Raw genomic sequence first — 26,651 nt, 5'->3', positions numbered from 1 at the left:
TTTATAGTCCTCCTATTTGTATAACTTAAGCAGTTGTAACTTTGCTTACTGGCTCTCTTTGAATTACTGCTCCAATACCCTGTAATTTATCTACAATATTTTCATAACCTCGCTCAACATGGCTAATCTCATTAACAACAGTTAAACCTTCAGCAGCCAGGCCGGCAATAATTAAAGCTGCACCAGCCCTTAAATCAGTCGCCTCAACTTCTGCACCCTGAAGTTCAGAAGGATGAACTAAAGCAGTATGGCCATCCAGTTTTATCTTTGCCCCCATCCTTGCAAGTTCATCAATGTGGGCAAATCTATCTTCCCAGACAGTCTCTGTAACAACACCTGGCTCATCGGCCTGGGTTAGCATAACCATCATCTGGGCCTGAAGATCAGTTGGAAAGCCTGGATATGGCAATGTTTTAATATCAACAGACTTCAATTCATCAGCTGCTGAAATTCTTACGCCAGAAATATCTTCTTCAAGCTCAACTCCCATTTCTGTTAATTTAGCAAGTAAAGGCTTGATATGTTCTACCAGAACATTTTTTACATATACATCTTCACCGGCCATCGCACCGGCAATAATAAATGTTCCAGCCTCAATTCTATCAGGAATAATTCTATGTTCCTGACCTTTAAGCTTATCAACACCTTCTATTTTTATAATATCTGTACCGGCACCCTTTATATTTGCACCCATAACGGTCAGATAGTTTGCCAGGTCAATAATTTCTGGCTCTCTAGCTGCATTTTCGATAATAGTTTTGCCATCAGCCATAGATGCTGCCAGCATTATATTGACAGTGGCACCGACACTTGGATAATCGAGATAGATCTGGCCACCTCTTAAGTTTTCAGCCTCTACTTCAACATGGCCATGCTCTATATTGACTTCTGCCCCTAATGCTTTAAAGCCTTTAAGATGCAGGTCAATTGGACGATTGCCAATATTGCAACCTCCTGGCAGGCTTGTTCTGGCCCTGCCTTTTTTAGCCAGCATTACACCTAATAAATAATATGATGCCCTTAATTTTCTGGCCAGTTCTGGGTCAGTTGCATGATTATTTACTGATGACGGATCAATCTCCATCTTATTATCAGTAAAATCAACCTTAGCCCCCATCTTCTCTAAAATAGCAGCAAGATTCCTAACATCCCTTAAATCAGGGATATCCAGCAATGTACTTTTACTTTCTGCAAGCAATGCAGCTGAAATTATCGGTAAGGCTGCATTCTTTGCACCGCTAACCTGAATTTCACCTTTTAATTTATTTCTGCCCTCTATGTAAAATTTATCCACCTTTTAAAACTCCTTTCTGGTGAGAAATACTCTATTAACATAAACCAACCTCTTATTTTTAGACCTACTTATACATTATAACTATTCTTGATTATAAGGTAAAATCCTCTAAAAATCCAGTCCTAATTAACAATTACCTCAAATATCCTTAAATATAAAGAAAAAGCCCTGCCTATAAATAGCAGAGCAGGGGCTTTATATAGTACTTTAGTATCATATTTCTTTTTTGAATTTATAAGCAGCCAGACTGACAACTTTATCTTTTTCAATTTCTTTTCCTGGAGCCAGAGACTGCAAATCTGCAGGAGTTCTTGCTTTTAAAGTCCAGTAATGCAAATTCCAGGCCATCTCCTTAAATAACTTCTTATATTCTTTATAAGTTTTGCCTGTTCTATTTAGGCCAACAAAGTCAGAGATATTACTTCTAACAACATCAATATCAGTCATATTATTAAGTTCAAAATATATTATCACCATAACAGTCTGAAAATCCTTACCCTTTAAGTCGACCTGATCACAAAGGAAATCCATAAACTCCTGAACCTTTTCATCTGGTTTAGGATATAAATTCTCATAGGCATACTTTATTTCATCAAAATCAACCTGATAGGTAGATATGTCAGGTCTTTTTAAGCGCTCTTCAATTATTAATTCTGGCGACTCCACCATATTTAAACGTAATTTATCCTCATGAAACACAATCATTCCAATTGTTTTTGTATATGCATTCAACACCTTCATATACTTATCTTTGCTAATATTATAATTATCCAGTTGATTAATCTTAGAAATAATATCATCAATTTCAACAATCCCATAATAAATTAAAATTCCTAAAGAAATTTTATTTATATCAGTATTAAATTTTATCTTATTTTCAATTTCAGGATCATTTCTAAAAACTTCTCTAACCTTACTGGAAATTAAATGTGGCATATAGACTTCAATATCATCGCCTTTCCAAAATGCACAGACCAGTCCAAAATCATGCAATGCAGTAGTTAAGGCCATCCCTGTTTTAGACTGGTCTAATAAGTAAAATCCATCATCATAATTGGCAAGGGTTTTTAACGGTAAATACACATCGTAATCAAGCTGATAAATCCAGGAATCCAGTGCCTCAGGGATTAACTCAACTAGTTCATCAACTAATTCCTCTTTATTTAACTGGCTTAAACCTGAAAAGCCCCAGGCTTTCCTGGTCTCAGTCAGCTCTTCCTTGGTAAGCTGCATTAGCATTAATTTATATTCACTTTTTGAATCTTCTATCTCATCAAGTTCCAGTTGATTTTTTTCTTCAATATTCATGAAAACTGCCTCCAGTATCTTTTCATATTTTTCCTTTCACAACTTAAGAGTTCTATATGAAAATTAAGATTCCTGCCTGGAGACAGTTTTTATTTAATCCTGAAAGATTTATTATTTAATTTAAGATTTAATTTAAGACTTCAATTTCTCCTTTTTCCTAAGCATTTTTTTGAAACTGGCCAGAATAGTCTGCCGGGAAAAGGGCTTGTATCTTTTAACAATTAGAAGATCTCCTTTAGCATGGGTTGCTATTCTATTTGACCTGCCTCCAAGAATACTAAACTTAAATCTTCTAATTGAATCTCCAACTATTGTCAGATCGGCTTTTTCAGCATTTTCTATAACTGTATCAGTGACAGAAAATCTCTTTTCTATTCTATAACTTACTTTTCCTTCTAATTTTTCCAGGTCAATCTCTGATGAAACCTCGCCTGGCTTATTAACAACCTTATCCAGCTCCTGTCTAATCCTATTTATTTCAACCTCTGGAGTATCAGGACTTACAACATGGAGAATATCAATTTCAGCCCCGGTTTTTTCTGCCAGCCTTCTGGCAAGGTAGAGACCATAAACTGAATTTTCCCTGCCGTCATAGGCAACAGTTATTTTATTTAACTCTTCCGGATAATGTCCTTTTAATACTCCAATATTTGTCTTGGCCTCTCTTAATACCTGGCGGGTAATGCCTCCAATCACTGAGCGCAACCGGTCTTCTCTCTGCCAGCCCATAATGATCATATCAGGATTTTCCAGTTCAGTCTGTTCTAAAATTGCTGCAGAAACACTATGATCATAAACTGTTAAACACCTCTCAGAATGCTCAACTGTAGCAGCATGCTCACAAAAAATCTCGTCTCTATCCTGATAATCCTGGTCTAATTCACTTAATTCTGCATCTCTTGCATCCCTGAGCCCCATCTGATCAGGTACTTTTATGACATTAAGACCTACAGTCTCGTCACTCATAGTATCAGCAAATCTTAACAGGTCTTTTTCCGTCTCAGGATCAGAAACAGGTACAAGCACTTTTTTCTTTCTGGCATCTGCAATCGATGGAACAGGTCGATCTTCTAATATATCTAAAATTGTATATTCTGGTGTAGCTTTACCGGCGCCATAAATTTTATACCAGACCAGCCCGACTAATATAACTGCACCAGCAAATACCAATGAGAGCGCATCAAACTGTGGAATCAACATTAAACCTCCACCTATACCGATCAACTGAGGCAGTGGAAATAGTGGCGATTTAAAAGTTGGTTTAAACCATTCCTGATTCTTCTTCCTCAATACAATTACGGAGATATTCAAAAACATAAATATCATAACATTAAAAGTACTGGCCATCTTTGCCAGTTCTTCAACTTCAAATAATAAAAGCAAAAGAATCATTGCCAGCCCGGTAATTACAATTGCTCTGTAAGGTGTCTCATATTCATCATGGACATCAATAATCCATTCAGGAAGAAGATTATCCCGGCCCATAGCAAAGGGGAATCTTGATGATGACATAATTGCCGCATTAGCAGTTGAAACAGTGGCGAAAAATCCAGCTAATATTATTAATAATCTACCAGTTCCTCCAGCCATAAATTGAGCTGCTGCTACCAGAGGTGTATCGAATTCAACAACCTCCTCCAATGGAAAAAGCCCATTGATTACCAGCATAACTCCAACATATAAAAGAGTAACTGCAGCCACAGAAGCTATAAAGGCTCTAGGCAAATTTTTCGAAGGATTTTTAACCTCCTCAGAGATAGCAGATAACTGAGAAATCCCTAAGTATGATACAAATATCAGTCCTGTTGTTGCAAAGATAGAAGCTGTGCCATATGGCATAAAAGGACTTAAATTCTCAGTGTCAAGCACAATCATTCCCCGGCCAATGAAAATCGTTAAAATTATAAATAACCCGACTACAATTCCATTCTGTAAAGAGCCGCTACTTTCAGCTCCCCTAAAATTAATAAATAAAAGCAGAAGTCCAGCACCAACAGCAGTCAACAAAATTGGGATTGGAACTAAAATATGCAGATATTCAGCCAGACCAACCAGGGCAAACGATCCTTTAAAGACCAGGGCCATCCAGGCTCCTAATCCAACAACAGAACCAAAGGCTGCTCCCATTGTCCTACTGATAAAATAATAATCTCCGCCAGCTCTTGGCATACCTGTAGCCAGTTCTGACATACTTAGAGCAGTTGCCATTGAAATTATTCCACCGAGTAAAAATGAAAAGATTGCTGCCGGCCCGGCAGAAGCTGCAGCTATTCCTGGCAGAACAAAAATACCTGCCCCAATCATCGTTCCTGTACCTATTGCAAATGTCGGAAAAAATCCTAAGTTTCTTCCCAGACGTTCATCTCTCTGTAAAGCCATTAATATCACCTCTTAAAATAAAATATTTCACAATCATATTAAAAATTTTATACCACTCTCTATTTGCCACTTATAATATATGATAATTTAAAAGAATGCAACTCTATATTCAAAGTCTTTATATTATGAAAAATTACAAATATATGATATAATTATAAAGCATATCTAATTACTACCTTTTAATATTAAGCTATTATTGTTATAATTAATTCTATTAAAATTGAGAGCGTTTCCTGAAAGTGGAGGTTTTATATATGTTAAATTTTAAAGCAGACCTGCATATACATAGTATTGCCAGTGGCCACGCCTATTCTTCTATTACTGAATTAGCCCGGGCTGCTGCAGACAAAAAATATGAGCTAATAGCAATTACTGACCATGGACCAGAAATGCCAGGCAGCTGCCATAGCTATCATTTTGGAAATTTAAAAGCCCTGCCAGCAGAAATTCATGGTGTTAAAATCATTTCTGGAGTTGAAGCAAATATTGGCCCTGATGGCAGCCTGGATCTTGGCAGTAGATTCAGAAATCGACTTGACTTTATTACCGCTGGAATCCACGATGATGCCCTTTATGTCGGGGAATATCAGGAAGACTGCACCAGAGCTATCATCTCTGCAATTGAATCCGGGGAAGTTGATATGATAACCCATCCAGTCAGCAACTTTAACCCTGTTAATATTGAAGAAGTTGCAGCAGCAGCCAGCAGGCATCAGGTAATTTTAGAGATCAATGCCAGCTCATATTCAGAGGGCAGGAGTATTGAAAGAGGCAATCTTGAAAAGGATATTGAGCTTTGCAGACTGGCTATTGCTGATCCCAATCTGCTTTTAGCTCTAAATAGTGATGCCCATTATCATGATTGTATTGGCTATCTTGAACCTGCCATTGAAATTATTAATAAATCAGGCATCTCGCCTGATAGATTTATAAATTATTCAGCAGATAAATTTATTGATTATCTGAAAGGAGAATAATAATGCCAGATAATATTAGCAAAGAACTCCTTTATAAAACATTACATGAGAATGAATTAAATGGATTTGCTGTCCATAAACTAATTTACGGAAAAAATGATAAAGTCATAGACTATCTATATCTTGATATAAACAAAGCTTATGAGAAAATTACTGGCCTGGATGCCAGCCAGGTCATTAATCATAAAGTTACAGAAGTTTTTCCAGAGGCGACTAGAGAAGATACATTAATCGATACCTATGCAAAAGTTGTCAGAGATAATCAAAGCACAAGCTTTACCTGGCATTTCGAGCCCCTGGACAGCTGGTATAAGATCTCAGCCCATCCAGTCGAAGATAATAAGTTTATCACCATCTTCTTTGACATTACTGAGCAGAAAAAAGTAGAAGAAGATTTAAGATCAACCAAACAGCTTCTAGAACAGACCCAGGAGATAACAGGAATTGGCGGCTGGGAATATGATGTAATCAATGATGAAATTTACTGGACAGATGCTCTATTTGACCTTCATGGTTTTGAAAGAGATAGAGAAACCGGTTATATTGAGCGGAGTTTAAAATGCTATCCCCCTAAAGCCAGAAAAAAGGTTGATAAAGCTTTCAAAAAAGCTATAAATGGTAAACCCTATGATTTAGAAGTTCCCTTTATCAATGCCGATGGTGAAAGGATGTGGGTCCGAACAGTTGGCAAGCCAGTTATTGAAAATGGCGAAGTTGTAAAGGTTATTGGCAATCTGATTGATATCTCAGAGCAGAAAAAAAGAGAGCAGAAACTTAAATATATCTCCTATCATGACAATTTAACAGGTTTATATAATCGCCAGTATTTAGAAGAAGAGATAAAAAGAAAAGATACCGAGCGTCAGTTGCCAATTTCAATTATTATGGCTGATATTAATGGGCTTAAAATGATTAATGATTCCTATGGCCATGAATCAGGTGACCGACTACTTAAAAAAGCCACCAATATCCTGCAGAGTTCCGTCCGCCAGGAAGATCTGGTTGTCCGCTGGGCAGGGGATGAGTTTATTATCTTCTTAACCCAGACCGATGAAGATGAAGCCTGTAAGATCTATAATAGAATTAAATCTAACTGCAATGAATCAGCTAATGATAAGATTCCTGTCTCTCTAGGGATAGGAATGGCTGTTAAAAGAGACCCTGGCCAGGATATCTATGATGTTTTAAATAAAGCAGATGAAAGAATGTATAAGAATAAATTATCTGAAGGCCGGAGTGCAAAAAATCGGCTGGTCAAAAATCTTCTTAATAGCCTGGAGGCTAAGACAGCTGAAACTAAGGAACATAGCCAGCGAATGGTTAAATTAGCAACAGAATTTGGTAATAAACTAGAGCTTCAGGATAAAGATATCAAAGAGTTAAGCCTTGTCGCTTCACTCCATGATATTGGAATGATTAATATACCTGAAGAAATAATCAATAAACCTGATGATCTCAATAAAGAGGAATGGGAAGATATCAAAGAACATCCTGAGATAGGCTCCAGGATTGCTTCAGCCACTAAAGAATTTGCCCATATTGCTGAATATATAAAATCCCACCATGAATGGTGGGATGGTTCAGGCTACCCTGAAGGCCAGAAGGAAAAAAGTATCCCTCTCCTTTCCAGGATGATTTCAATTATTGATGCTTACGATGTTATGATAACTGGCCGGCCATATCAGAAAGCTATCTCTAAAAAAGAAGCCATCGCTGAATTAAAAGCCAATGCCGGCAGTCAATTTGATCCAGAACTTGTCAGTCAATTTATTGAATTAATCATTAATAATCCAGAATAATCCAGATATTTAATCTGCTACCTCTATTCTATCAAATTCCTGTTTCCAGAGATCAAAGTAAATTATATCTTTTCTAATTAAATCCCGGTTGCCACTTAAAAACTTAATTGCTTCTGTACTTTGCAGAGTGGCAACCATCATCGGGGTTGTATTTAATATTCCATCCTGGCAGGGAGAAAAGAGTTCTGAGCCAGAGTCAAAATCAAACCAGCTACCAATCGACTCGCCTTTATCAGCGGCAACAAACTTAACCATACCAATAGCAGCAACGACTCCTCCATAAATCCAGGGTATTTCAAGTTTTCTGGCAATTTGATCAATATGATTCCTTGCTTCAGGATTGTCACTACAGTCAATTATTAAATCAACATCCTCAGCCAGCTCTTCTCCATTTTTTAAATTGAACCGGCTATCATATATTTCTATCTCTACCTCACTATTAATTTTTGCCAGATATTCTTTGGCAGCATGTACTTTAAGTTGAAAAACATCAGCATCTTCTTCTGTAAAGAGAAACTGTCGATGAAGATTTGCCAGTTCAACCTGATCACTATCAGCAATTCTCATAAAACCTATTCCTGCTCTGGCTAGAATTTCAGCATTAACAGAACCTAAAGCTCCACAACCAACAAGAAGAGCCCGGCCTGCCCCTAATTTTTTCTGTCCTTCTCGGCCTAAGCCTTCGAAAAGTTCCTGAGCAAGATAACGACTGCTTACCATTTTCACTACCCCCTTCTTATAAAATACAAAACAAAAAAGTTATCCACAATTATTGCGAACTTTTATTAGTTATCCACAGGAAAAGTGGATAACTTGTTTATAAATATTCATAAATACATACTTTTTACCGTTTTTTCTGAAAAAGCACCTGTTTGAAGTCATCTATTTTAATTATCTCCATTTTATAATTTTTGGCAATCCACTCCATAGTTTTCCTGTTATAAAAACCAACATGTGTTTCATCATATTTATACCACCAACCGGCAAATTTTTCAGGCCCAGGATGAAAATGAGTCATAACTGCCAGATATGCTTCTGGCTTTAAAGCATCAACTAAAATTTCTATCTCTTTAGCAGGATCATGTAAATGCTCAAAAACTTCAGTCGAAGTTATCAGATCATATTTTTTGTTAAGTCTTTCTGGATAATGATAATAAAAGGGGTCATATAAGCTTACATCAATGCCATGTTCCCTTAAAAGTTCTGCCAGAACCGGTCCTGGCCCTGCTCCAAAATCCAGGGCAGTATCCACTCCGGCTAAAATATCCCGGAGGCCCCATTCAATAAAATCATGGAACATCTTCACATAACCTGGACTGCTAAAGCTATTATCATGCTCATCATAACGCTCAATCTCTTCCACTGGCTCAGGCAGTTCTTTTAATTCAATCATAATAAACCCACAATTTGAGCAATATAAATATTCATCTGGTTCTATCCGCTGAACTTCTTGACTTCCACATAATCTACAGCTCATAAAATATACCTCCATAAAACTTTTATTTATTAATTAATACTTAATTGTAAAATGAACTTGAACTAAAAAAAATTTACTAATATAAAATGCAATATAATTTTTATTCCAGAACTTAAGGTCTACCTCCAGCAGCTTTAAGCTTTTGAATTTTTACAAAGACCCTAAATAAAGCCAGGCAGACAAAAGCTATAACCACTCCTATTACAGCTGCCCGCATGCCAATTACCAGGCTACCTGTCTGGTCGGCAATAAACCCGGTAAAGACTGCTCCTGCACTATAAATAGCTGTGTATAACGTCGAGAATAGCCCAAATCCTGTCCCCTGGTATTCTTTAGGCATAACTTTAAGCACATAGGAATTAATCACGGTATTATGGCTTTTAAAGGTTATCCCAAAAAGTATCAATGTTGCTATTACACCAATATGTCCAGGAGCTGTAGTCAGATAAAAGAATAAGCTAAAATTAAAGATATAAAAGACAAATAGTATCCTTTTGCTGCCAAATTTATCTGCAGCCCAGGCTACTGCCATTTTAGTAATTAAACCACTTATTGCAACTATTGCAAATAATTGATTGGCATTACTAAAACTATAGCCTCCAAGGTTATGAAGAAAACTTGGTATAAATGATTCAAACCCTTTAATTGCAAAAGCTCCAAAGCCTCCAACTAAGGTCGACCAGATGATAAATCGATTGATTGCTGGCTCCTTGAGTATTGCTACTGTACCTTTAACTTTTGGCCAGACATCAGCCAGAGAAGCTGATTTTCCTGTTGCTCCACCCTGCTGCCTGCTTTCAGCATCCAGTAGATTATTCTTTTTTGCCAGCCAGATAAAGATTAGAGAAGCCAGTAAAGCCCCTGCTGCCATTATAAAAAATAATGCTGATATCGGCAGTCCTAGAGTTTCCCAGATAAGAACAACAAACAATGGAGCTACCAGACCTGAAATACCGCCAAAGGTTTCCAGTAATGCAGTTGAAACTGTTTCAAATCTATCCTGACCTAATATTACAGAATAAGAATATCCTGCTGTTACATACAACCCGGTTGATGCTCCCATTATAAAGCTGAATATTGCCATCGCCAGGAAATTCGGAGAAATCCCAACCAGTAATAATGAGCCAGACATTAAAATTCCAGTTCCGGCAATAACCTTTGGACAGCCAAAGATATCAGCCAGTATCCCTGAAGGAAATCTGGCCAGAGCATAACCTAAATAAACCAGAGTTATCAATAAACCTGCCTCAGTTGAACCAACTTCAAAACTATTTTCTATTGGTGTTACCAGCGGAACATATATGTATTTAGTAATTCCCTGAAAGAAAAACAAAAATGAATTTGCAATAAATAAAGCTATAACTTCTCTTTTTTCAAGTTCTTCCACAATCAAGCCTCCTATTTTTCCAAAAATCTTTAATCAATTATAACATATCCAATTAAAACTAAAAACCGACTGGCTATAAATTTATTTTCCCTGAGTTAATATATAAAGGATTATCTTCATAAAGAGAGAATTATCTATATATAATCAATTAAGGTGGTTAAGATGATAAAAACCAATTATAAACCAGCCATATTAATCTCAACATTGCTAATTTTTATATTAGTAGCTTCAGGCTGCTCAATTATTAATTTTAACTCTACTGAATCTACCTTAAATACTTTAACTGGTGAACTTGTAATCAAGCATAACTATCCAGCCTCCCGCCTTGATAATACCGAGTATATTATGTCATCAACAGTCTCAACCGGTTCATTCCAGGCTTTATCTGATAATAATCAGCAGAAAGCTAGTAATTTAATTATCGCTTTTAGAGAAGATACTTCAGTTAATAGGATTAACGCTATCTTTAACGATTATAATTTTAATATAATAGATGAAAACCCTTCTTTAGACGCCTTTCTTATTGAAGCTCCAGATTATTCTATCCCAGGGGCTATAAATTTAGCCAGCAAAATACCAGAAATTAGATATATCGAGCCAAACTACAGAGCAACTGCTTTAACAGACAATGTTTATATTCCCTTTGACCCTGATTATAATAGACAGTGGAATCTATCTCTACTTCGTCTGCCCCAAACCTGGAATACTCTTGGCAGAACAAATAGAATTAGAGTTGCAATCCTTGATACTGGAATTGATATTAACCATCCTGACCTGAGAGCCAATCTTGATACCAGTTATGCTTATAATTTTGTAAATAATAATCGGAATGTAAATGACGATCACATTCAGGGGCACGGAACTCATGTGGCAGGGATAATTGGGGCCCAGAGAAATAATCTTGGAATTGCAGGCATCTTAGAAAATGTAGAAATTTTACCGCTAAAAGTTTTGTCAGCAAGTGGCGGAGGTAGCTTCTGGAATATTGGTGCAGGAATATTATATGCTGCAGGGATTGAAGTTGAAGGCAAACCGTTCAACCCTCAGCCAGTTGATATTATTAATCTCTCCTTAGGAGGGACTATTAATAATGAGGTAGGAGAATATTTACATGATACTATTAAACAGGCAGCTGCAAAAGGAATCATCATGGTAGCAGCTAGTGGCAATAATAATCAGGACTCTTTATTGTATCCTGCAGCCTATCCTGAGGTTTTATCTGTCGGTTCAATCCGTCTAAATAATAATCGATTATTTAGAACAAACACTTCAAATTATGGGGTTGATCTTGATTTTGTAGCCCCAGGCCATTTAATATACAGCACTATCCCAGGCGGAAATTACGAATACCTTTCTGGAACATCAATGGCTGCCGCACATCTGACAGGAGTTATCGGTCTAATGTTGACCCAGGAAGACAGGTTAAGTTTTACTGAAATTAAAGAGAGGCTCCAGAAAACTGCCATGAAAATAGAAGGCCGTTATTTCGCAGAAGAGACCGGCTATGGTCTGATCAATTCATACTGGGCAATCCAGAATCTTAATCAAATCCAGGTTTTTATCGGAACTAGAGTCGGTGACCAGTTTAATAAGAAGTCTGGAATTGATCTTCAATTGCGAGATAACCATTATCTCATTGAAGATATTCCCGCTGGTGATTATAAAATAATGGCCTGGATTGATGTAACTGAGAATGGCATTTTAAGTCCAGGAGATTATTATGCCGAAAGTCAATTAATTGATTTTCAAACTGAAAATAATTATAATCAGAATTTAATTCTCGAAGAACTCCTGAACCTAGAGGACCTGGATTAATTATCTCAATTTAAAATTATTGCTATTTAAGCTAATAATTTTCTGGTGCAGGCTGATAAAACTCTATATTTTCAAAACCATAATTAATAAACCTGATGCCTAAAAGGCTTTTCCCTAAAAAACCTAAATTACTATCAATTCTTTGGGCTCCACTATACAAAATTGATAGACTTTCAAGGAAATCAGGATTACCATCATAATTAGACATTCTTTGTATAACGCCATTAATAAGGTTTTCCTGGCGAACTCTATGATCTAATGGATATTCGTCGTATAAACCTGATTTAAGATAAGAATCTGCTGCTTCTGAATCCATAGATCTTATGCCCTCAGCTGTTTCAACTTCAATTCCTCCATAAAGATCTATTACATCAATAAAATATCCAAGATTCATCCTTAAATAATCAGTATCCAGATGACCATTAACTTCTCTAGCTATTTTTTGAGCATCTTCAGTATCTAAAAATGTTCTCAATGGGAGATTATATAAATAAATTTGATCATCTTCTTCATATAAAAACATAATAGTTGAAACGACTTCATTTTCAAACTCTGAAACCTCCATTGCTTCATATAAGATTAAAAAGGCCTGGCCATTAAGTTTATCTGCTATGATATCTGCAATCTCACCTGCTCCTTCCCCTAAGTTCACTCCTGTCTCCAGTTCAACTCTGCTGGAACTTATAACAGATTGAGAGAAACTAAAGATGATTAATATTATAAGAGCCGATATTATAATTTTATTCATGAGAAGTTCACCTGCCTTTTAATCTTATTGATTTATCTTTAACTATTTTTATTATATCATAATTTCTTTCTTCTATTAAAACTTTAGCTTTTTACTTTTTCTCCCCAAACTTATTTTACACTAGCATTTCACTTGTAAAGCTGAAATATAACCGCAAAGAATAAACCTGGCTGATTAAAGCCAGGCTTCTTTTAAATATGAATGATATTATACTTTTTATTACTGGAGCGAATCAAATAACTCCATATTTGTTTCTAACATTGAACCTTTCATTAAATCTTTCATGGCATCCTTATAATGCTCTACTTTTACACCAGGTATCTTTTCTTCCTTTGCCATTTTAGCCAGTAAGACTGTATTCTGCATTCTGGCATCTTCTAAATCTTCCAGATAAACCCTGGTTACCTCGGCGTCATATTCAGTAGCCGCATCAGCGATATCTTCAGCAGAAGTATCTGGCTCTTTGCCGAGCCTTGTAGATAATGTCTGCCAGGAAGTATCGTAATAGATCAATTCACCACCAATTTTCAGATGACTAACCATGCCCCGGAGCGCCTCATTTCTTTCCATACCTAATACAATATCAGCCTTAGCCTCCCTGATAAGTGGAGAAGCCGCTGAATCACCGAGACGGAGATTAGAAACTACCATACCGCCACGCTGAGCTAAGCCATGAGTATCAACACCTTTAACTGTATAACCTGCATAATCACAGGCTCTAATTAAAACTTCACTTAAAAGTCCAATCCCCTGGCCACCGACACCGATTAGATAGAGATCAAGTTTATCGACTCTACTCATCACTATCACCTTCTTTCGAAGCTTCTGACTGATTCTTCTTTGGAGCAAATTCAATAGCACTGGTTGGACAGGTCTGGAGACAGGAACCGTCACCTATACAGAGATCTGTCTGGACCCAGATCGTGCCATCTTCTTCTCGCTGGAATGTCGGGCAGGCAAAGTCACTAACACATTCATGGATATGGACACATTCATCCTGATTTATATGGACTTTCTTATCCTTATAAGCTCCAGAACGGCGCTGTTCTCTTGTCATTTTTAACATACATGGATGCTTTGCAATCACAACGCTAAAGCCTTCTTCATTGACAGCATCCTCAACCATCTGCTGTAATTTGCTCTGGGCATAGGTATCTATCTCATAAATACTCTTAACTCCCAGGCCTTCAAGAACCTGCCGGACTGGAATCGGCTCTGTAGAACCATTGAAATTCCGGCCTGAAGCAGGGTGATCCTGATGACCGGTCATGGCAGTCGTTCCATTTTCCATTAAAATGAGTGTTAGATTATGGTCATTAAAGACTGCATTGGCTATTCCAGGGAGGCCTGCATGGAACATTGTTGAGTCACCCAGGAAGGCCACCACTTTTCTTTCATCATTAAATAGAGATAAACCGGCACCTGTTGAGGTCGAATGACCCATCGATAATAGGACTTCGCCCATCTCATAAGGAGGCAGAAAGCCTAATGTATGGCAGCCGATATCGGCCACAGTTATATCGTGTTTATCAAGAACTTTTTTGATTGGATGGAAAGCTGAGCGATGGCCACAGCCAGGACACATTTGAGCTGGCCTTGGAGATATTGGTGACTTCCTCTCCATTGTTTCTCTTTCAGGTAAAAGATCAGGCCAGGTCCTTCTTAAGACAGCCTCGGCCTTATCTGGAGTATATTCATTCATCCAGTCATCGATGCCCTTTTTACCGATGATTTTAACATCTATACCCTGATCAAAGGCCAGGGCTTTTATCTCCTGTTCTAAAACATTATCAAGTTCTTCAAAGATTTTAACTTCATCATGGCTCTTTAAAAATTCTATGACTGTTTTTCTGGCCAGGGGCTGAACTATTCCTAGTTTTAAAATATCAGGAAGTTCACCTTTAGCGTCTAGCAGGACATCCTGCAATGATAGATAAGGAACACCTGCCGTTATTATACCCCGCTCTTTATTGCCATTATCTATAACTTTATTTAAATCAGAATGGCAGGCATAATCACGGAATTTTTCCAGTTTATTTAATGCCCTCCGTTTCATTGGAAAGACTTCGCTGGTTATTGGTACATAAGGACCGTTCTCACTGGAAAATCTAGGTTTATTATCTGGCTCAACTGGCTGCCAGCTGCCAAAATTAATTTTCTCTTTAGAATGACAGACATGGGTGGTTAATCTAATAATAACAGGCATTTTCTCTCTTCTAGAAATTTCAGCAGCCTCTAAATACATCTCATAGGCTTCCTGGGCTGTCGCCGGTTCCATCACTGGAATATATGATAATTTTGAGTAATGGCGGTTATCCTGCTCGTTCTGAGAAGAATTGGCCCCAGGGTCATCGCCAATGATGATTACCATACCACCGGTTAATTCCATTAATCCGAGCTGAACAAAACTGTCTGCTGCAACATTTAGACCGACACTCTTAAAGAATACCGTTGAAAAATGTCCATTAACTGAGGCTCCAAAGGCCAGTTCTGTTGCTACCTTCTCATTTGTTGAGAACTCAAAATAAAACGGTCTCTCATCAACTGGCATTGAACCAATAGCCGAGGCTATCTCTGGAGTCGGTGATCCTGGATAGGCAGAGACCACTCTAGTCCCGGCTTCAACCATAGCTCTCACGATTGCCGTATTACCAATCATAATCTCTGAGCCTGGCTCACGGGAGAGCAGTACATCCTGCATCTTTTTCATTAAATCATCACCCCTTCATATGATAATCGTTGCTTGCATATACAATAATTTCTATTAATAACTTCTACATACTTTAGTAAATTCCTGCAATAAATAGAACCATATTGCCTCAAAAGAAAAACGCCGGAAAATCCGGCGCAAGAATTTAATGATTATTTTATTGAAATATTACTGGTCGTCTTCTTTTAAGAATTCGATAAAGAAAACGCCAAAGACTCCGATCATGCCTGCCAGGACTGCAGCTACTGCCATATTTAGCCTGACCCTGGGTTCTGATGGGCTTGTTGGCATATAGGCGGCATTGATAACTTCAGCTCTCTCTATATCGGCCAGCCTGTCTTCTAAATCAAATATTCTTTCCTGCTGGCGGTCATATTCCTGAACATATAAGGATATCCGCTGTGAGATGCTGCTATCGATTAGATTTCTGGCTGCGGCATCTAAATCTGACTCAGCCAGCTCCTGGATCTGCTGCTCGGCCTCCTGTATCTGACGGTCATAATTCTCCCGGCGCTGACGATAAGTTTCAAGTTCATCCTCCCGGCGAGACATCCAGTTATCATACTGTTCATCTGAACCTTCTATAAATGCATCGCTCATTCTTTGAGCTATCTGATAGGCAGTTTCAGCTTCACCGGCTGCAACTTCTAATCTAATATAATTAGTATCATCAATACGGTTTAAATTAATATTATTTCTGGCAAAACTTCTGAACCTTGAAGTACTTGGTTCATAGCCAAACTCAGATAATATTGGCCCTGCTATCGATTCACTCCTTAAATTCTCTCTGGTCTGCTCTACAGATCTAAAAGGACCTGAGACATCTGTCATTCTTAGTGTTGCCTCTGTTTCATAGGTTTCATCCATAATAAATGAACTGACTGCCCAGGCAGCTACCATTGCAATTATGACCAGGCCAATAATCAACCATTTTTTATTCCAGAGGAGCATGATATACTCTCTTAAGTCGATTTCGTACTCGTCATATGTATTATTTTCTTGCATTATTATCTCCTTCCAAATAATTAAAAATTTAAAACCTAACCCACTTAACATTATATATTATCCATAAAATTAATTCAACACTCACAAAAAATAAAATGCACCTTATTAAAAAGGTCATTAGAAAGTTATATCGAATTATATATATACAAGATTCAATTTATATATTCAAGACTTAATTAGGATGTGATTAAAATGCAAAAGAAACCCGATAAATTTATATTTTCATTGCTAATAATATTACTGGTCCCTGTAATTATAACAGGCTGCTCAGGCTTGAGATCCTCTAGCTCATCAAGTTCAACAACAGAGTATTCATTAAGGATAAATGAGATCGAGTATAACTTTTATGATTACAATAATTATAAAGATTATGAAAAACCTAACATTAAACCTGATCCTGGAGAAATTCATAAATATGAAAGTGGAACAATTGTTGATCTTTTAATTGAACCAAATGATTTTTTATTTCTTGAGTGGCAAGGAGATACCGTTAGTGATAATAGCATACTAATGGATAGCCCAAAAATAATAACTCCGATATTTGGACTTGCTCCAGAGGATAATAAGGCATTAGTCCAGGGGAATATAGAGATTAAGCATAATTTCCCGTACTCAAAATTGGAAGATGAAAGTTTTTATAGTACTTCATCCTCTAGCTCAACAACAGCTTCAGCTGAAAAATTATTTAGTCAATCTTTTAGTGAAGAAGACGAAGATATTAAAGAATTAATAATCCGTTTTGACAATTTTATTGATATTGAACAGATTAATGAGATTTTAGCAGATTTGAATTTTGAAAAAATAGATCAGATACCAGAATTGAACTCTGTGCTTGTTAAAATACCTGATATAGCCCTGGACAAAGCAATTGACATGGCCGAAAATATTAGGGGTATAAGATATGCTGAGCCTAATCAAAAGGTTAGAGCATTAAGTAACTATAATTATAATGGATTTGAAAATTATTTAGATATTCCAGATGATTCATATTACCCTGAACAATGGCACTATCCATTAATCCGCCTGCCTCAAGCCTGGAGTTATTATAATAGCACCTCAAATACTCCAATTAGAATTGCTGTTTTAGATTCAGGAATTCCCTATGATAAAGATAAAGATGAAATCATCCATGAAGATTTAAATCATATTAGCACAAAAAATAGCATACATTTTTATGAAGATGATGATGTAGAAGATGATGAGGAGGATTCTAAAAAATATAATCATAATATAGATGATGATTATAATGTGCAAGGCCAAATTGGCCATGGAACTCATGTTACTGGAACAATTAATGCTTATACAGATAATAATACTGGCGTTGCTGGAGTAAGTTGGAAGGGAACAGTTGAAATTTTACCTATAAAAGTATTAGACGACGGTGGTGCAGGGTCAGACTGGACAATAAGCAAAGGTTTACTTTATGCAACTGGTTTAACCGAAGAACCTAATAATCCTAATCCAGTTAATATAATAAATCTATCAGTTGGAGGCTCATCACCATTAAGCCTTACAGAAGATGCATTGAAAGAAATTGATCGCCAAAATGAAAATGTTTTTATTATAGCATCATCCGGTAATAGAGGTGGTAGTAGTTTATTATATCCTGCAGCTTATGAACAGGTAATCTCAGTAGGTTCTGTCTCTTTAAATTCAAATAATGAGCCTGAAAGGTCTTCATTTTCAAATCGCGGATCAGACTTAGATTTTGTAGCTCCTGGTGTTGATATTTATAGTACATTACCAGATAATAATTACGGGAAGATGGATGGTACATCAATGGCTGCACCTCATCTGACAGGGCTAGTAGGTTTAATGCTGTCTAATGGTGTTAGGCCAGGAGATGTTGAGAATATTTTAGAAAGAACAAGCATGAAAATAAATGACGAAAGTATGTACCGTGATGATGAAACCGGTTATGGTCTGATTAATGCTTACTGGGCTCTCAATAATGTTCAGGAAATTAGAGTTATTCTTGGAAAAGATGATATTTTAGAGGATGAAGGTGGTTCTATTAAGATAAATAGAAATCATGATAAAATAGCAGCTGAAAAAACTATACCCCTTAAAGAATTTTATGAGATGGATAAAAATAAGTTCAATTATCTCTTTAACGGTATCGATCCCGGTGATTATATCTTAATAGGTTTAATTGATGTTAATAATGACCATTCCACTGATACTGAAATAAAAATAGAACCTGGAGACTATTTTTTCACCGAGTCATTAAGTCTCCAGGCTGATAAGCACTATGAATATAAAATTGAACTGGAAGAATATGACGGTTTTTAAACCTGGTCTAAAATTTAATCAGAATCTATTTCAAACAGGAAGCCTTCTTCCTGGCTCCGGCCAGTTGTTAGCCCTCTGCCGCCAAAAAGATCGAGGTGATAGGAGACGGTGAATTCTCTATCAATGTGATCATAGGTAAATCTTAACTCCCGGCAGTGGATTCTCTTTCTGAGGGCTATGCTGGCTTCTCTTAATCTATCTTCCTGGGGTCTATCAAAATCATAGCGGATTCTATTTGAGATAGACCAGCCATATTCTCCTGGAACCTCATAATCCAGCTGGTTTCTGATTCTATAGAACTGGTATTCATTAAGATCATAATCCAGGCTTGTTGTAGCTGTAAGCTGTTCTCCCCGGTAGCGACTGGTTAGTGAAAGATCATCTGAGAATTCCATCTCATTTAAATCATATTCTGTATTAATCCTAATCCGCCAGTCATCATTTGGCCTTAATGTTACGGCTGCTGTTAATGGCAAATAGATAAAATCAATCAGGTCATAACCGCTATCCAGGGTGAAATCAATTCGATCTCTACGATATCTTAACTCACTTTCGAAAACTTCTTCTGTTTCTATATCATCAAAATTAAATGGTGTTGCTCCAAATGAAGTTATATAATTATGGCTGTTGGTGAATGTCCAGTTTTCAAATATTCTGGTTTCAAGGCTTACTTCGCTTTCATAGTTTATAGCCCTGGGATAACCTTCTTTCTCGTCTCTTACTCTATAAATTAATCCTGTCAGCTCCTGGTCACTTCTTAATGTAAAACGCTCCATAGGTTGCCAGCGATTGCTAAAGTCGATACCTGCTGCAGCTCGATACCCTTCTATATCAGTCTGGTCTTCATAATAACGACCTAATTGTAATCTGTAATCAAAGAAGCCTGGCGGAGAATAATTTAAGTTGAATTCTGGCCAGCGGTAAAAACTTACACCATCATCGCCAAAACCTGGTGCATCTCTTTCTAGAACCATATTGTAATCAAAGCGACCTACTCTTCTTCCTGCTAAAAAATAGCCTGACCAGCGCTCCTGTAAATCTTCTTCAGGCTCTAATAACCGGCCATATTCATATTCAAATTCTGCTCTCCAGCCATCTCCCCAGCGATAGTCAGCTTCCAATTCGGCCTGGTCTTCTCTGGTCAGTTCTTCATCAACTCTTAAATCAATCTCCCGACGATAATCGCCGCCAAGATTTAGACCGATGTCAAAACCTTTATTAAATCCTAGCTGAAGGTCACTTGTCTGCTGATCAAAATCTTCTCTATTAAAATAATCTGTCCATTCAAGGTCATAATCTATATAGATATCGAGATCTCTAGCAAAACTCCGATCATAGCCTAAATTAATATTGGTTATCTGGCGGTCATTTCTTTCAGCCTCATAATAGATTAATCGTTCATAATCTGATGCTAAATTGGCCTCATAATCATCAGTCTGATTATTTATATAAAAGTCTGCATTAGTTACATCACGATGGTCATACTGCTGATAATTTATAAAAGCGCTGGCTTCCCAATCCTGCCATTCAAAATCATGATTTAAGGTTGCCTCCCAGTCAAATAATCTTTCTGATCCTATATTATTATCCTGGGTATAGTAATATAGATAACCCTGATTATTATCTGTATGGATGTAATGCTGTTTGATACCATAGGCCTTTCCTGTATTCTGATAATAATCCAGATATAGTTGGCCAGGTCTTTCCAGGACATTATAATTGTAGGTTAACTTACCATACCAGCCTCTGAGACTGCTATAACCATATTCAAACTCAATATTAGTCCTGTCATCATCTAAATTTATATAAAGGACTGGCCAGTAAAAAAGTGGTAATTTACCATCAAACTCATAGAATACAACATTATAGGCAATTAAATAATCACCCGGATAGATTTCAATTGTTGATGCTCTAAATAGATAATGGGGAAGGTCTAAATCGCAACCGGTAAAACCACCTGGACTCATCATTATTTCTTCTGGAGTCCTTAATTGTTCTTCCTGACCATCTTCCATTTTTAAGATAATCTCATCTGCCAGGAAATGATAGACTCCATATTGTCCTCTAACATTGGCTGTTAGTTCAACAACCCCTGTTTCCGGATTATAATTGAGTTTATCACTTCTAATATTCATGGTATCACCTGTCTGAGCTAAAGCTTTAGGACTAAAGGTGATAGAATAAAAAAACAGAAGACAGCTTATAATTATACCTGAAATCAGGAAGGTTTTAAATAAACTATTATTTTTGCAGTTTATAACCAGTAATTTAATAATAATCAGCCCCATTCTTTTTTATGACATATTACTATTATATCCTCTCGGCGGCCTCCTGGTCAATCATTACTGTGACTGCTGGATGGGTATGAAGTAACGAAGCTGGAAAATTTGTTGATATTTTACCAGAAAATAGTCTTTCAATAGCTGCAGCTTTTGAGTTGCCATTGGCTATTAAGAGGATCTGATCGGCATTTAAAATTGTTCCTACCCCCATTGTTAATGCTCCCTGGGGCACTTCTTCTTTAGACTCAAAAAATCTGCTATTTGCTTCAATTGTCTCTTTAGCAAGTTCGACCTGATGGGTTTTAGCAATTAATTCTTCTGCTGGTTCATTAAAACCTATATGGCCATTTCGTCCGATTCCAAGAATAACTAGATCTAAACCGCCAACCTGAAGAATTTTTTCTTCATATTTATTACATTCTTCTTTTTTGTCCGGGGCTTTTCCATCAATAAAATAAGTATTTCGAGATTTTAAGTTGACTTTTTGTATAAAGTTTTCCTGGAGATAGTTGTAATAACTTCTTGTATGATCCCGGGAAAGCCCTATGTATTCATCTAAGTTAAAAGTCTTTACATATGAAAAATCGAGATCATATTCTTCATGAATATCGACCAGCTCTTCATATAAACCTAAGGGAGTACTACCTGTCGGTAATCCTAATGCTGCCTGAGGATTCATTTCTATCAGGCCTGATACAAATCTGGCTGCTTTTCTACTTAATTTACCGTAATCTTTTACAATTTCTACTCTCATTAACAATCATCCCTTCCTAATTGGATTTCGCCGTTCAAACTACTATCAAATCTTAACTTAAATATATGGTTGGTCTGGGCATAGTAAGCTCTATTCCATTCAAATGGTCGACCATCTGTTAAATAAGTGAGCTGGTCAAAATATAAGGCCAGTTCTCCATCAGCAAGCTTTAATGCTGTGATTATTTTTTTATCTGAAGAATTCCTGCTATCAAAGCTGACTGCTCTGACCTCTGCTTCAGCTCTTTTAAGGGCTAGCTGATATTCCTCTCTTAATATGTTATATAAAGAGTTAGATGGACTAAACTTTTTATTTAAATCCGGGGCCATTTTTGCTGGAATTATTATTTTTTCCAGAAGTAACGGCTCGCCAGCAACTTCTCTTAACCGAATAAAGGAATAGACTTTGCTGCCTTCTTCAATTTCAAGTTTTTCTGCTATTTTTTTATTGGCTTTTTGTTCCTGCCATTCTTTGATTTCTGTATTAAGCTTATAGCCTAGCTCTTCCATCTGTTTCGATAAAATAACTAAAGGCGAGATCGACTTATCCTGGCTGCCACTGGCAACATAGGTGCCGCTGCCCTGTTCTTTTTCTAAGAGACCAGCCTGGACCAGATTATCTAAAGCTCGGTGGACTGTCATTCTGCTGATATCAAGCAGACAGCAGAGGGTCCGTTCTGATGGCAGTTTATCTCCTGGTTTTAACTCTCCCTCCTTGACCCGGCGGCAGATCTCATTCTCCAGTTGACGATAGAGAGGATCTGATTTTTTGCAGGTTAATTTTATGTCATCAAGCATTTAATCACTCCAATCAATATGAAATTTGGTATATACCATTATATCAGGATATAAATTTCATTGCAAAGCTTTAGGTGGATAAATTATAAATTTTGTTGATTGTAGATTGGGTGTATATAAGATGTATGTTAGGACTGGGTTGGTACTGGGTTAGTACTGGGTTGATACTGGGTTGGAATTATACCAAAGTAATATCTTTTATCTAAAGGCCTGGCATTTAATAAAAATAATCAAATCAGAACTGGCTGGCTACCACCACCAGCACCACCACTAAGATTATTTTCTTTATTCACTTTTTAAGCATTATTAACATTATTGTTTGTGTCTTCAAGTGGTTTCCAGGTGGCTTTCTTCTGGTCTTCACCTGGTTCTAGACTGGTTCTTTCTCTGCTTGGTTCTTTCTGTAAATCTTGAAATTATCGGCCTTTACCCTGGCTCTTTAATGGTCTTTCCCAGCAGAATCGTGCCGGCGATTACCAGTAATCAGGGCCTTAAAACTTGTGGGTTTATAACTTAATTCAATGATAAGTCCAGTAATTATCAGATAAACTTGACAGAGGCACTAAGATTAAGTATTATTAAAATGTAGCTTATTTGTTTTAATGAAAGGGTGATATGATGTCTGAAAGAAATACTGAGCATAAGGGTGAAATTGCCGGAGATATTACTGAGTTAATTGGCAATACTCCCCATTATAGGACTGAGAAATTTGGCCAGGAATTTGGGTCTAATATTTACATAAAACTGGAGATGTTTAATCCTGGGAAGAGTGTTAAGGATAGAATTGCCTGGAATATGATTCGGAGAGCTGAGGAATCTGGTGAGCTTCCTCCAGGTGGTGTAATCGTTGAACCGACCAGCGGCAATACCGGTATCGGCCTGGCGATGATTGGCGCTGCCCGGGGTTACAGGGTGATCCTAACAATGCCTGATACAATGAGCATTGAGCGGAGAAAATTGCTTAAAGCTTATGGAGCTGAACTTATTTTAACTCCTGGCGATAGCGGGATGAATGGTGCTATTGAAACTGCTAGGGATTTAGCCCATGGCAATCAAGGTTATTTTTTGCCTGATCAATTTTCCAACCCTGCTAATCCTGAGATTCACCGCCTGACGACTGCCAGGGAGCTCCTCAATGATTTTGGCCAGAGTCTGGATTATATAGTTTTAGGCGTTGGTACTGGTGGAACTCTAACCGGTGTTGGTCAGGTAATGAGAGAGGAAGCTCCTGGAACTAAGATAATTGCTGTCGAGCCTGAGGGTTCACCTGTTCTCTCTGGTGGCGAGGCTGGTTCCCATAAGATACAGGGGATTGGTGCTGGCTTTATTCCTGAAATTATGGAAACAGATTTGATTGATCAGATTATTAAAGTCAGTAATGATGCGGCTTATAATACGGCCAGGGAGCTGGCAGCTAAGGAAGGCCTCCTGGTTGGTATTTCATCAGGGGCAGCAGCTGCTGCTACCAGGAAACTTGCTAAAACCTTAGATAATAGGCCGCCCTCTGAGAAGAATAGTCAGCCTAAAATTTTAACTCTGGCCCCTGATAGTGGCGAACGTTATCTTTCAACTGAGTTATTTGAATTTGAAAATAAATAGCCATAAAAAAAGCCCCTTATGGTAACACAGACTTTTATTCTGTTTACCATTAGGGGTTTTTTATTTTTAAATTAAGTCTTGATATTGCCTTCTATTATATATTATTCTAACGATTATTACTAATCTCTCATCTTTATTAACTTTATAGATAACAATATAATTATCAATAACAATTTTTCTATATCCTTTTTTTCTCAGTATTTCATCTTTTAATAGTTCTGACATATATGGAAATTCTCGTAGTCGAATTATAGAATCACGAATTTTCCTAATTAACTTCTTAGCAGCAATATCATTTTTAAATTCTAAGCTTATATAATCATAAATTTTTTCTAGATCATGTCTGGCTTCATCAGTGATTTTTATCTCAAATATATTATCGACCATTTATTTAATTAAACCTTCAAAGGCTTTATCAATGTTAGATAAATTACCCTTTTCTATATCTTCTTCACCCTTAGCAATCTTTTCATATAATTCAAGTCTTGCTAATTTTTTATCATAGCTGCTTTTACTCATTACAACTAGATCCCCATAACCATCTTTAGTGATATAAATAGGTTCATCACTTTGATGGCATAATTCAGAAATTTTTTCTACATTTTTCAGATCATCTAAAGGTCTTATTTCAGTCATAATCATCACCTCTCAATATTATGACTCTATTATAACATTAATTTGTTTTTTCTGCTATTAATTATATGTTTTCTTCTATCTGGATTTCGTCGTCATCGACGGCCAGTAATGAGTCAGAGCCGATATCGCTCCGGTAATGCATATCCTGGAACTGGACGACATCGACTAAGTCATAAGCCAGATCGGCTGCTGCCATTAAGCCGTCTTCCATTACTGTGAGGTTTAGAACTCTGCCGCCGGCTGTAATAAAGGAGTTGCCTGATTTTTTTGTGCCGGCATGGAATATTATCAACTCATCAATATGGCTTGCTTCTTCAAGACCTGTAATTGTAAAGCCTTCTTCATGGGTGATTGGATAACCACCTGAAGCAAGTACTAATGTGAGTACGGTTAAGGATGCCATATCTATTGAAACTTCGGCCAGACGGCCATCGATCGTTTTATTTAATAATTCAAAGAGATCGTTATTAAGCCTTGGCAGGATTGCCTGGGTTTCAGGGTCTCCAAAGCGAGCATTAAATTCCAGAACTCTTGGACCTGAAGCTGTTATGATTACAACGGCATATAGCACTCCTTGAAAATGAATTCCCTCTTCTTCCAGGGCATTGATTGTTGGATACATGATATCTTCATAGATCTCTTCTTTTAGATCTTCATCGAGCCAGTGGACCGGAGAGTAACTTCCCATTCCAGCTGTATTTGGACCTTCATCGCCATCAAAAACTGCCTTGTAATCAACAGCTTCTGCAAATGGAAGAACTGTTTCGCCGTCTGTTAAGGCGAAGACAGAAATCTCTTCACCCTCTAAGAAATTCTCAATAACAATTCTTTCACCGGCATCACCAAAAATCCTATCTTCCATTATCTTTTCAACGGTTCTAAAAGCTTCTGGTTCGCCGGTACAAATTACTGCTCCCTGGCCCTGGGCCGGACCTTCAGCTTTGATAACTAATGGATATTCGGCATCTTTTAAATATTTTAATGCTGTTGATGGGTCTGTAAAGACTTCATATTCAGCTGTTGGAATATCATACTTTTCCAGGAGTCGTTTGGCAAATACTTTACTGCCTTCAAGCATAGCAGCCTCTTTTTCAGGGCCAAATATCCTGAGATGCCGATCTTTAAATTCATTGACTATGCCGGCAACCAGTGGTTCTTCTGGACCGACAATAGTTAAATCTATTTTCTGTTCCTCGGCAAAATCTGCAAGTTTATTAATATCTCCTGCCTCAATATTTATTAGCTCGGCAAGATCCTCCATACCATTATTACCTGGAGTTGCATATATTTTATTGACATGGTCACTCTGATGTAATTTCCAGATCAGGGCATGTTCTCTACCGCCTGACCCGACTACTAATACTTTCATGATTACGCCTCCTTTTCAATCAG

At 37.2% G+C, this 26,651-nt stretch carries 21 protein-coding genes; 5 read left to right on the top strand and 16 right to left on the bottom strand.

Features of this window, described 5'->3' with window-relative positions:
- Window positions 1-25: 25 nt before the first annotated feature.
- The 3 genes from murA to I0Q91_RS11790 form a co-directional block, all read right to left on the bottom strand.
- A complete protein-coding gene (murA, locus tag I0Q91_RS11800; protein WP_270454764.1) occupies window positions 26-1,294 on the bottom strand; it encodes a UDP-N-acetylglucosamine 1-carboxyvinyltransferase in 1,269 nt (422 codons plus the stop codon).
- Between the two features lie 213 nt (window positions 1,295-1,507).
- A complete protein-coding gene (locus I0Q91_RS11795; protein WP_270454763.1) occupies window positions 1,508-2,602 on the bottom strand; it encodes a hypothetical protein in 1,095 nt (364 codons plus the stop codon).
- A 132-nt stretch (window positions 2,603-2,734) separates the two neighbouring features.
- Complete coding sequence (locus tag I0Q91_RS11790) at window positions 2,735-4,981, bottom strand: amino acid permease (RefSeq protein ID WP_270454762.1); 2,247 nt, start codon at window positions 4,979-4,981, stop codon at window positions 2,735-2,737.
- Between the two features lie 254 nt (window positions 4,982-5,235).
- On the opposite strand from I0Q91_RS11790, the gene I0Q91_RS11785 reads away from it, so the two are divergent.
- Window positions 5,236-5,958, top strand: a complete 723-nt coding sequence (locus I0Q91_RS11785; RefSeq protein WP_270454761.1) for a PHP domain-containing protein — start codon at window positions 5,236-5,238, stop codon at window positions 5,956-5,958.
- A gap of 2 nt (window positions 5,959-5,960) precedes the next feature.
- A complete protein-coding gene (locus tag I0Q91_RS11780) occupies window positions 5,961-7,757 on the top strand; it encodes a sensor domain-containing diguanylate cyclase/phosphohydrolase (RefSeq protein WP_270454760.1) in 1,797 nt (598 codons plus the stop codon).
- A 9-nt stretch (window positions 7,758-7,766) separates the two neighbouring features.
- Here I0Q91_RS11780 and I0Q91_RS11775 read toward each other — a convergent pair whose 3' ends face one another.
- The 3 genes from I0Q91_RS11775 to I0Q91_RS11765 all read right to left on the bottom strand — a co-directional run bounded on the left by I0Q91_RS11775 (window position 7,767) and on the right by I0Q91_RS11765 (window position 10,621).
- Complete coding sequence (locus I0Q91_RS11775) at window positions 7,767-8,477, bottom strand: HesA/MoeB/ThiF family protein (protein ID WP_270454759.1); 711 nt, start codon at window positions 8,475-8,477, stop codon at window positions 7,767-7,769.
- Between the two features lie 124 nt (window positions 8,478-8,601).
- Window positions 8,602-9,234, bottom strand: coding sequence for a class I SAM-dependent methyltransferase (locus I0Q91_RS11770; RefSeq protein WP_270454758.1), 633 nt, complete (start codon window positions 9,232-9,234; stop codon window positions 8,602-8,604).
- Between the two features lie 112 nt (window positions 9,235-9,346).
- Window positions 9,347-10,621 (bottom strand): MFS transporter, encoded by a 1,275-nt coding sequence (locus I0Q91_RS11765; RefSeq protein ID WP_270454757.1) that lies wholly within the window; start codon window positions 10,619-10,621, stop codon window positions 9,347-9,349.
- 162 nt (window positions 10,622-10,783) lie between these two features.
- Between I0Q91_RS11765 and I0Q91_RS11760 the strand changes: the two genes are divergently transcribed.
- On the top strand, window positions 10,784-12,436 hold the full coding sequence (locus tag I0Q91_RS11760; RefSeq protein ID WP_270454756.1) for a S8 family serine peptidase: 1,653 nt from the start codon (window positions 10,784-10,786) through the stop codon (window positions 12,434-12,436).
- 31 nt (window positions 12,437-12,467) lie between these two features.
- On the opposite strand, the gene I0Q91_RS11755 is transcribed toward I0Q91_RS11760, so the two are convergent.
- The 4 genes from I0Q91_RS11755 to I0Q91_RS11740 form a co-directional block, all read right to left on the bottom strand.
- Complete coding sequence (locus I0Q91_RS11755; protein WP_270454755.1) at window positions 12,468-13,184, bottom strand: hypothetical protein; 717 nt, start codon at window positions 13,182-13,184, stop codon at window positions 12,468-12,470.
- Window positions 13,185-13,403: 219 nt separating this feature from the next.
- The gene (locus I0Q91_RS11750; protein WP_270454754.1) at window positions 13,404-13,985 is read right to left on the bottom strand and encodes a 2-oxoacid:acceptor oxidoreductase family protein; all 582 of its coding nucleotides are present in this window, start codon (window positions 13,983-13,985) and stop codon (window positions 13,404-13,406) included.
- Window positions 13,978-15,894 (bottom strand): thiamine pyrophosphate-dependent enzyme, encoded by a 1,917-nt coding sequence (locus I0Q91_RS11745; RefSeq protein ID WP_270454753.1) that lies wholly within the window; start codon window positions 15,892-15,894, stop codon window positions 13,978-13,980. The genes I0Q91_RS11750 and I0Q91_RS11745 overlap by 8 nt, the downstream gene beginning before the upstream one ends.
- Window positions 15,895-16,062: 168 nt before the next feature.
- Window positions 16,063-16,899: a Wzz/FepE/Etk N-terminal domain-containing protein gene (locus I0Q91_RS11740; RefSeq protein WP_270454752.1), complete on the bottom strand. Its 837-nt coding sequence runs from the start codon at window positions 16,897-16,899 to the stop codon at window positions 16,063-16,065.
- Between the two features lie 192 nt (window positions 16,900-17,091).
- On the opposite strand from I0Q91_RS11740, the gene I0Q91_RS11735 reads away from it, so the two are divergent.
- Window positions 17,092-19,191 (top strand): S8 family serine peptidase, encoded by a 2,100-nt coding sequence (locus I0Q91_RS11735; protein WP_270454751.1) that lies wholly within the window; start codon window positions 17,092-17,094, stop codon window positions 19,189-19,191.
- A 14-nt stretch (window positions 19,192-19,205) separates the two neighbouring features.
- Here I0Q91_RS11735 and I0Q91_RS11730 read toward each other — a convergent pair whose 3' ends face one another.
- The 3 genes from I0Q91_RS11730 to I0Q91_RS11720 all read right to left on the bottom strand — a co-directional run bounded on the left by I0Q91_RS11730 (window position 19,206) and on the right by I0Q91_RS11720 (window position 23,024).
- Window positions 19,206-21,326 carry an LPS-assembly protein LptD gene (locus I0Q91_RS11730; RefSeq protein WP_270454750.1) on the bottom strand — a complete coding sequence of 707 codons (2,121 nt, stop codon included), beginning with the start codon at window positions 21,324-21,326 and terminating at the stop codon, window positions 19,206-19,208.
- 175 nt (window positions 21,327-21,501) lie between these two features.
- On the bottom strand, window positions 21,502-22,227 hold the full coding sequence (gene nagB / locus I0Q91_RS11725) for a glucosamine-6-phosphate deaminase (protein WP_270454749.1): 726 nt from the start codon (window positions 22,225-22,227) through the stop codon (window positions 21,502-21,504).
- Window positions 22,227-23,024, bottom strand: coding sequence for a GntR family transcriptional regulator (locus I0Q91_RS11720; RefSeq protein WP_270454748.1), 798 nt, complete (start codon window positions 23,022-23,024; stop codon window positions 22,227-22,229). Before I0Q91_RS11720 ends, nagB begins: the two co-directional genes overlap by 1 nt.
- 618 nt (window positions 23,025-23,642) lie before the next feature.
- On the opposite strand from I0Q91_RS11720, the gene cysK reads away from it, so the two are divergent.
- Window positions 23,643-24,623, top strand: coding sequence for a cysteine synthase A (gene cysK, locus I0Q91_RS11715; RefSeq protein WP_270454747.1), 981 nt, complete (start codon window positions 23,643-23,645; stop codon window positions 24,621-24,623).
- A gap of 66 nt (window positions 24,624-24,689) precedes the next feature.
- Here the strand turns inward: cysK and I0Q91_RS11710 are convergent, their stop codons facing one another.
- The 3 genes from I0Q91_RS11710 to purD form a co-directional block, all read right to left on the bottom strand.
- Complete coding sequence (locus I0Q91_RS11710) at window positions 24,690-25,010, bottom strand: type II toxin-antitoxin system RelE/ParE family toxin (RefSeq protein WP_270454746.1); 321 nt, start codon at window positions 25,008-25,010, stop codon at window positions 24,690-24,692.
- The gene (locus tag I0Q91_RS11705) at window positions 25,011-25,259 is read right to left on the bottom strand and encodes a type II toxin-antitoxin system Phd/YefM family antitoxin (protein ID WP_270454745.1); all 249 of its coding nucleotides are present in this window, start codon (window positions 25,257-25,259) and stop codon (window positions 25,011-25,013) included.
- Between the two features lie 61 nt (window positions 25,260-25,320).
- The gene (gene purD / locus I0Q91_RS11700) at window positions 25,321-26,628 is read right to left on the bottom strand and encodes a phosphoribosylamine--glycine ligase (protein WP_270454744.1); all 1,308 of its coding nucleotides are present in this window, start codon (window positions 26,626-26,628) and stop codon (window positions 25,321-25,323) included.
- Between the last annotated feature and the right edge of the window lie 23 nt (window positions 26,629-26,651).

This window comes from Halonatronomonas betaini (assembly GCF_015666175.1).
In the GTDB taxonomy this organism is placed as follows: domain Bacteria; phylum Bacillota; class Halanaerobiia; order Halanaerobiales; family Halarsenatibacteraceae; genus Halonatronomonas; species Halonatronomonas betaini.
Note: the sequence above shows the minus strand (reverse complement) of the source record. Positions and strands in the feature narration are given on the sequence as shown.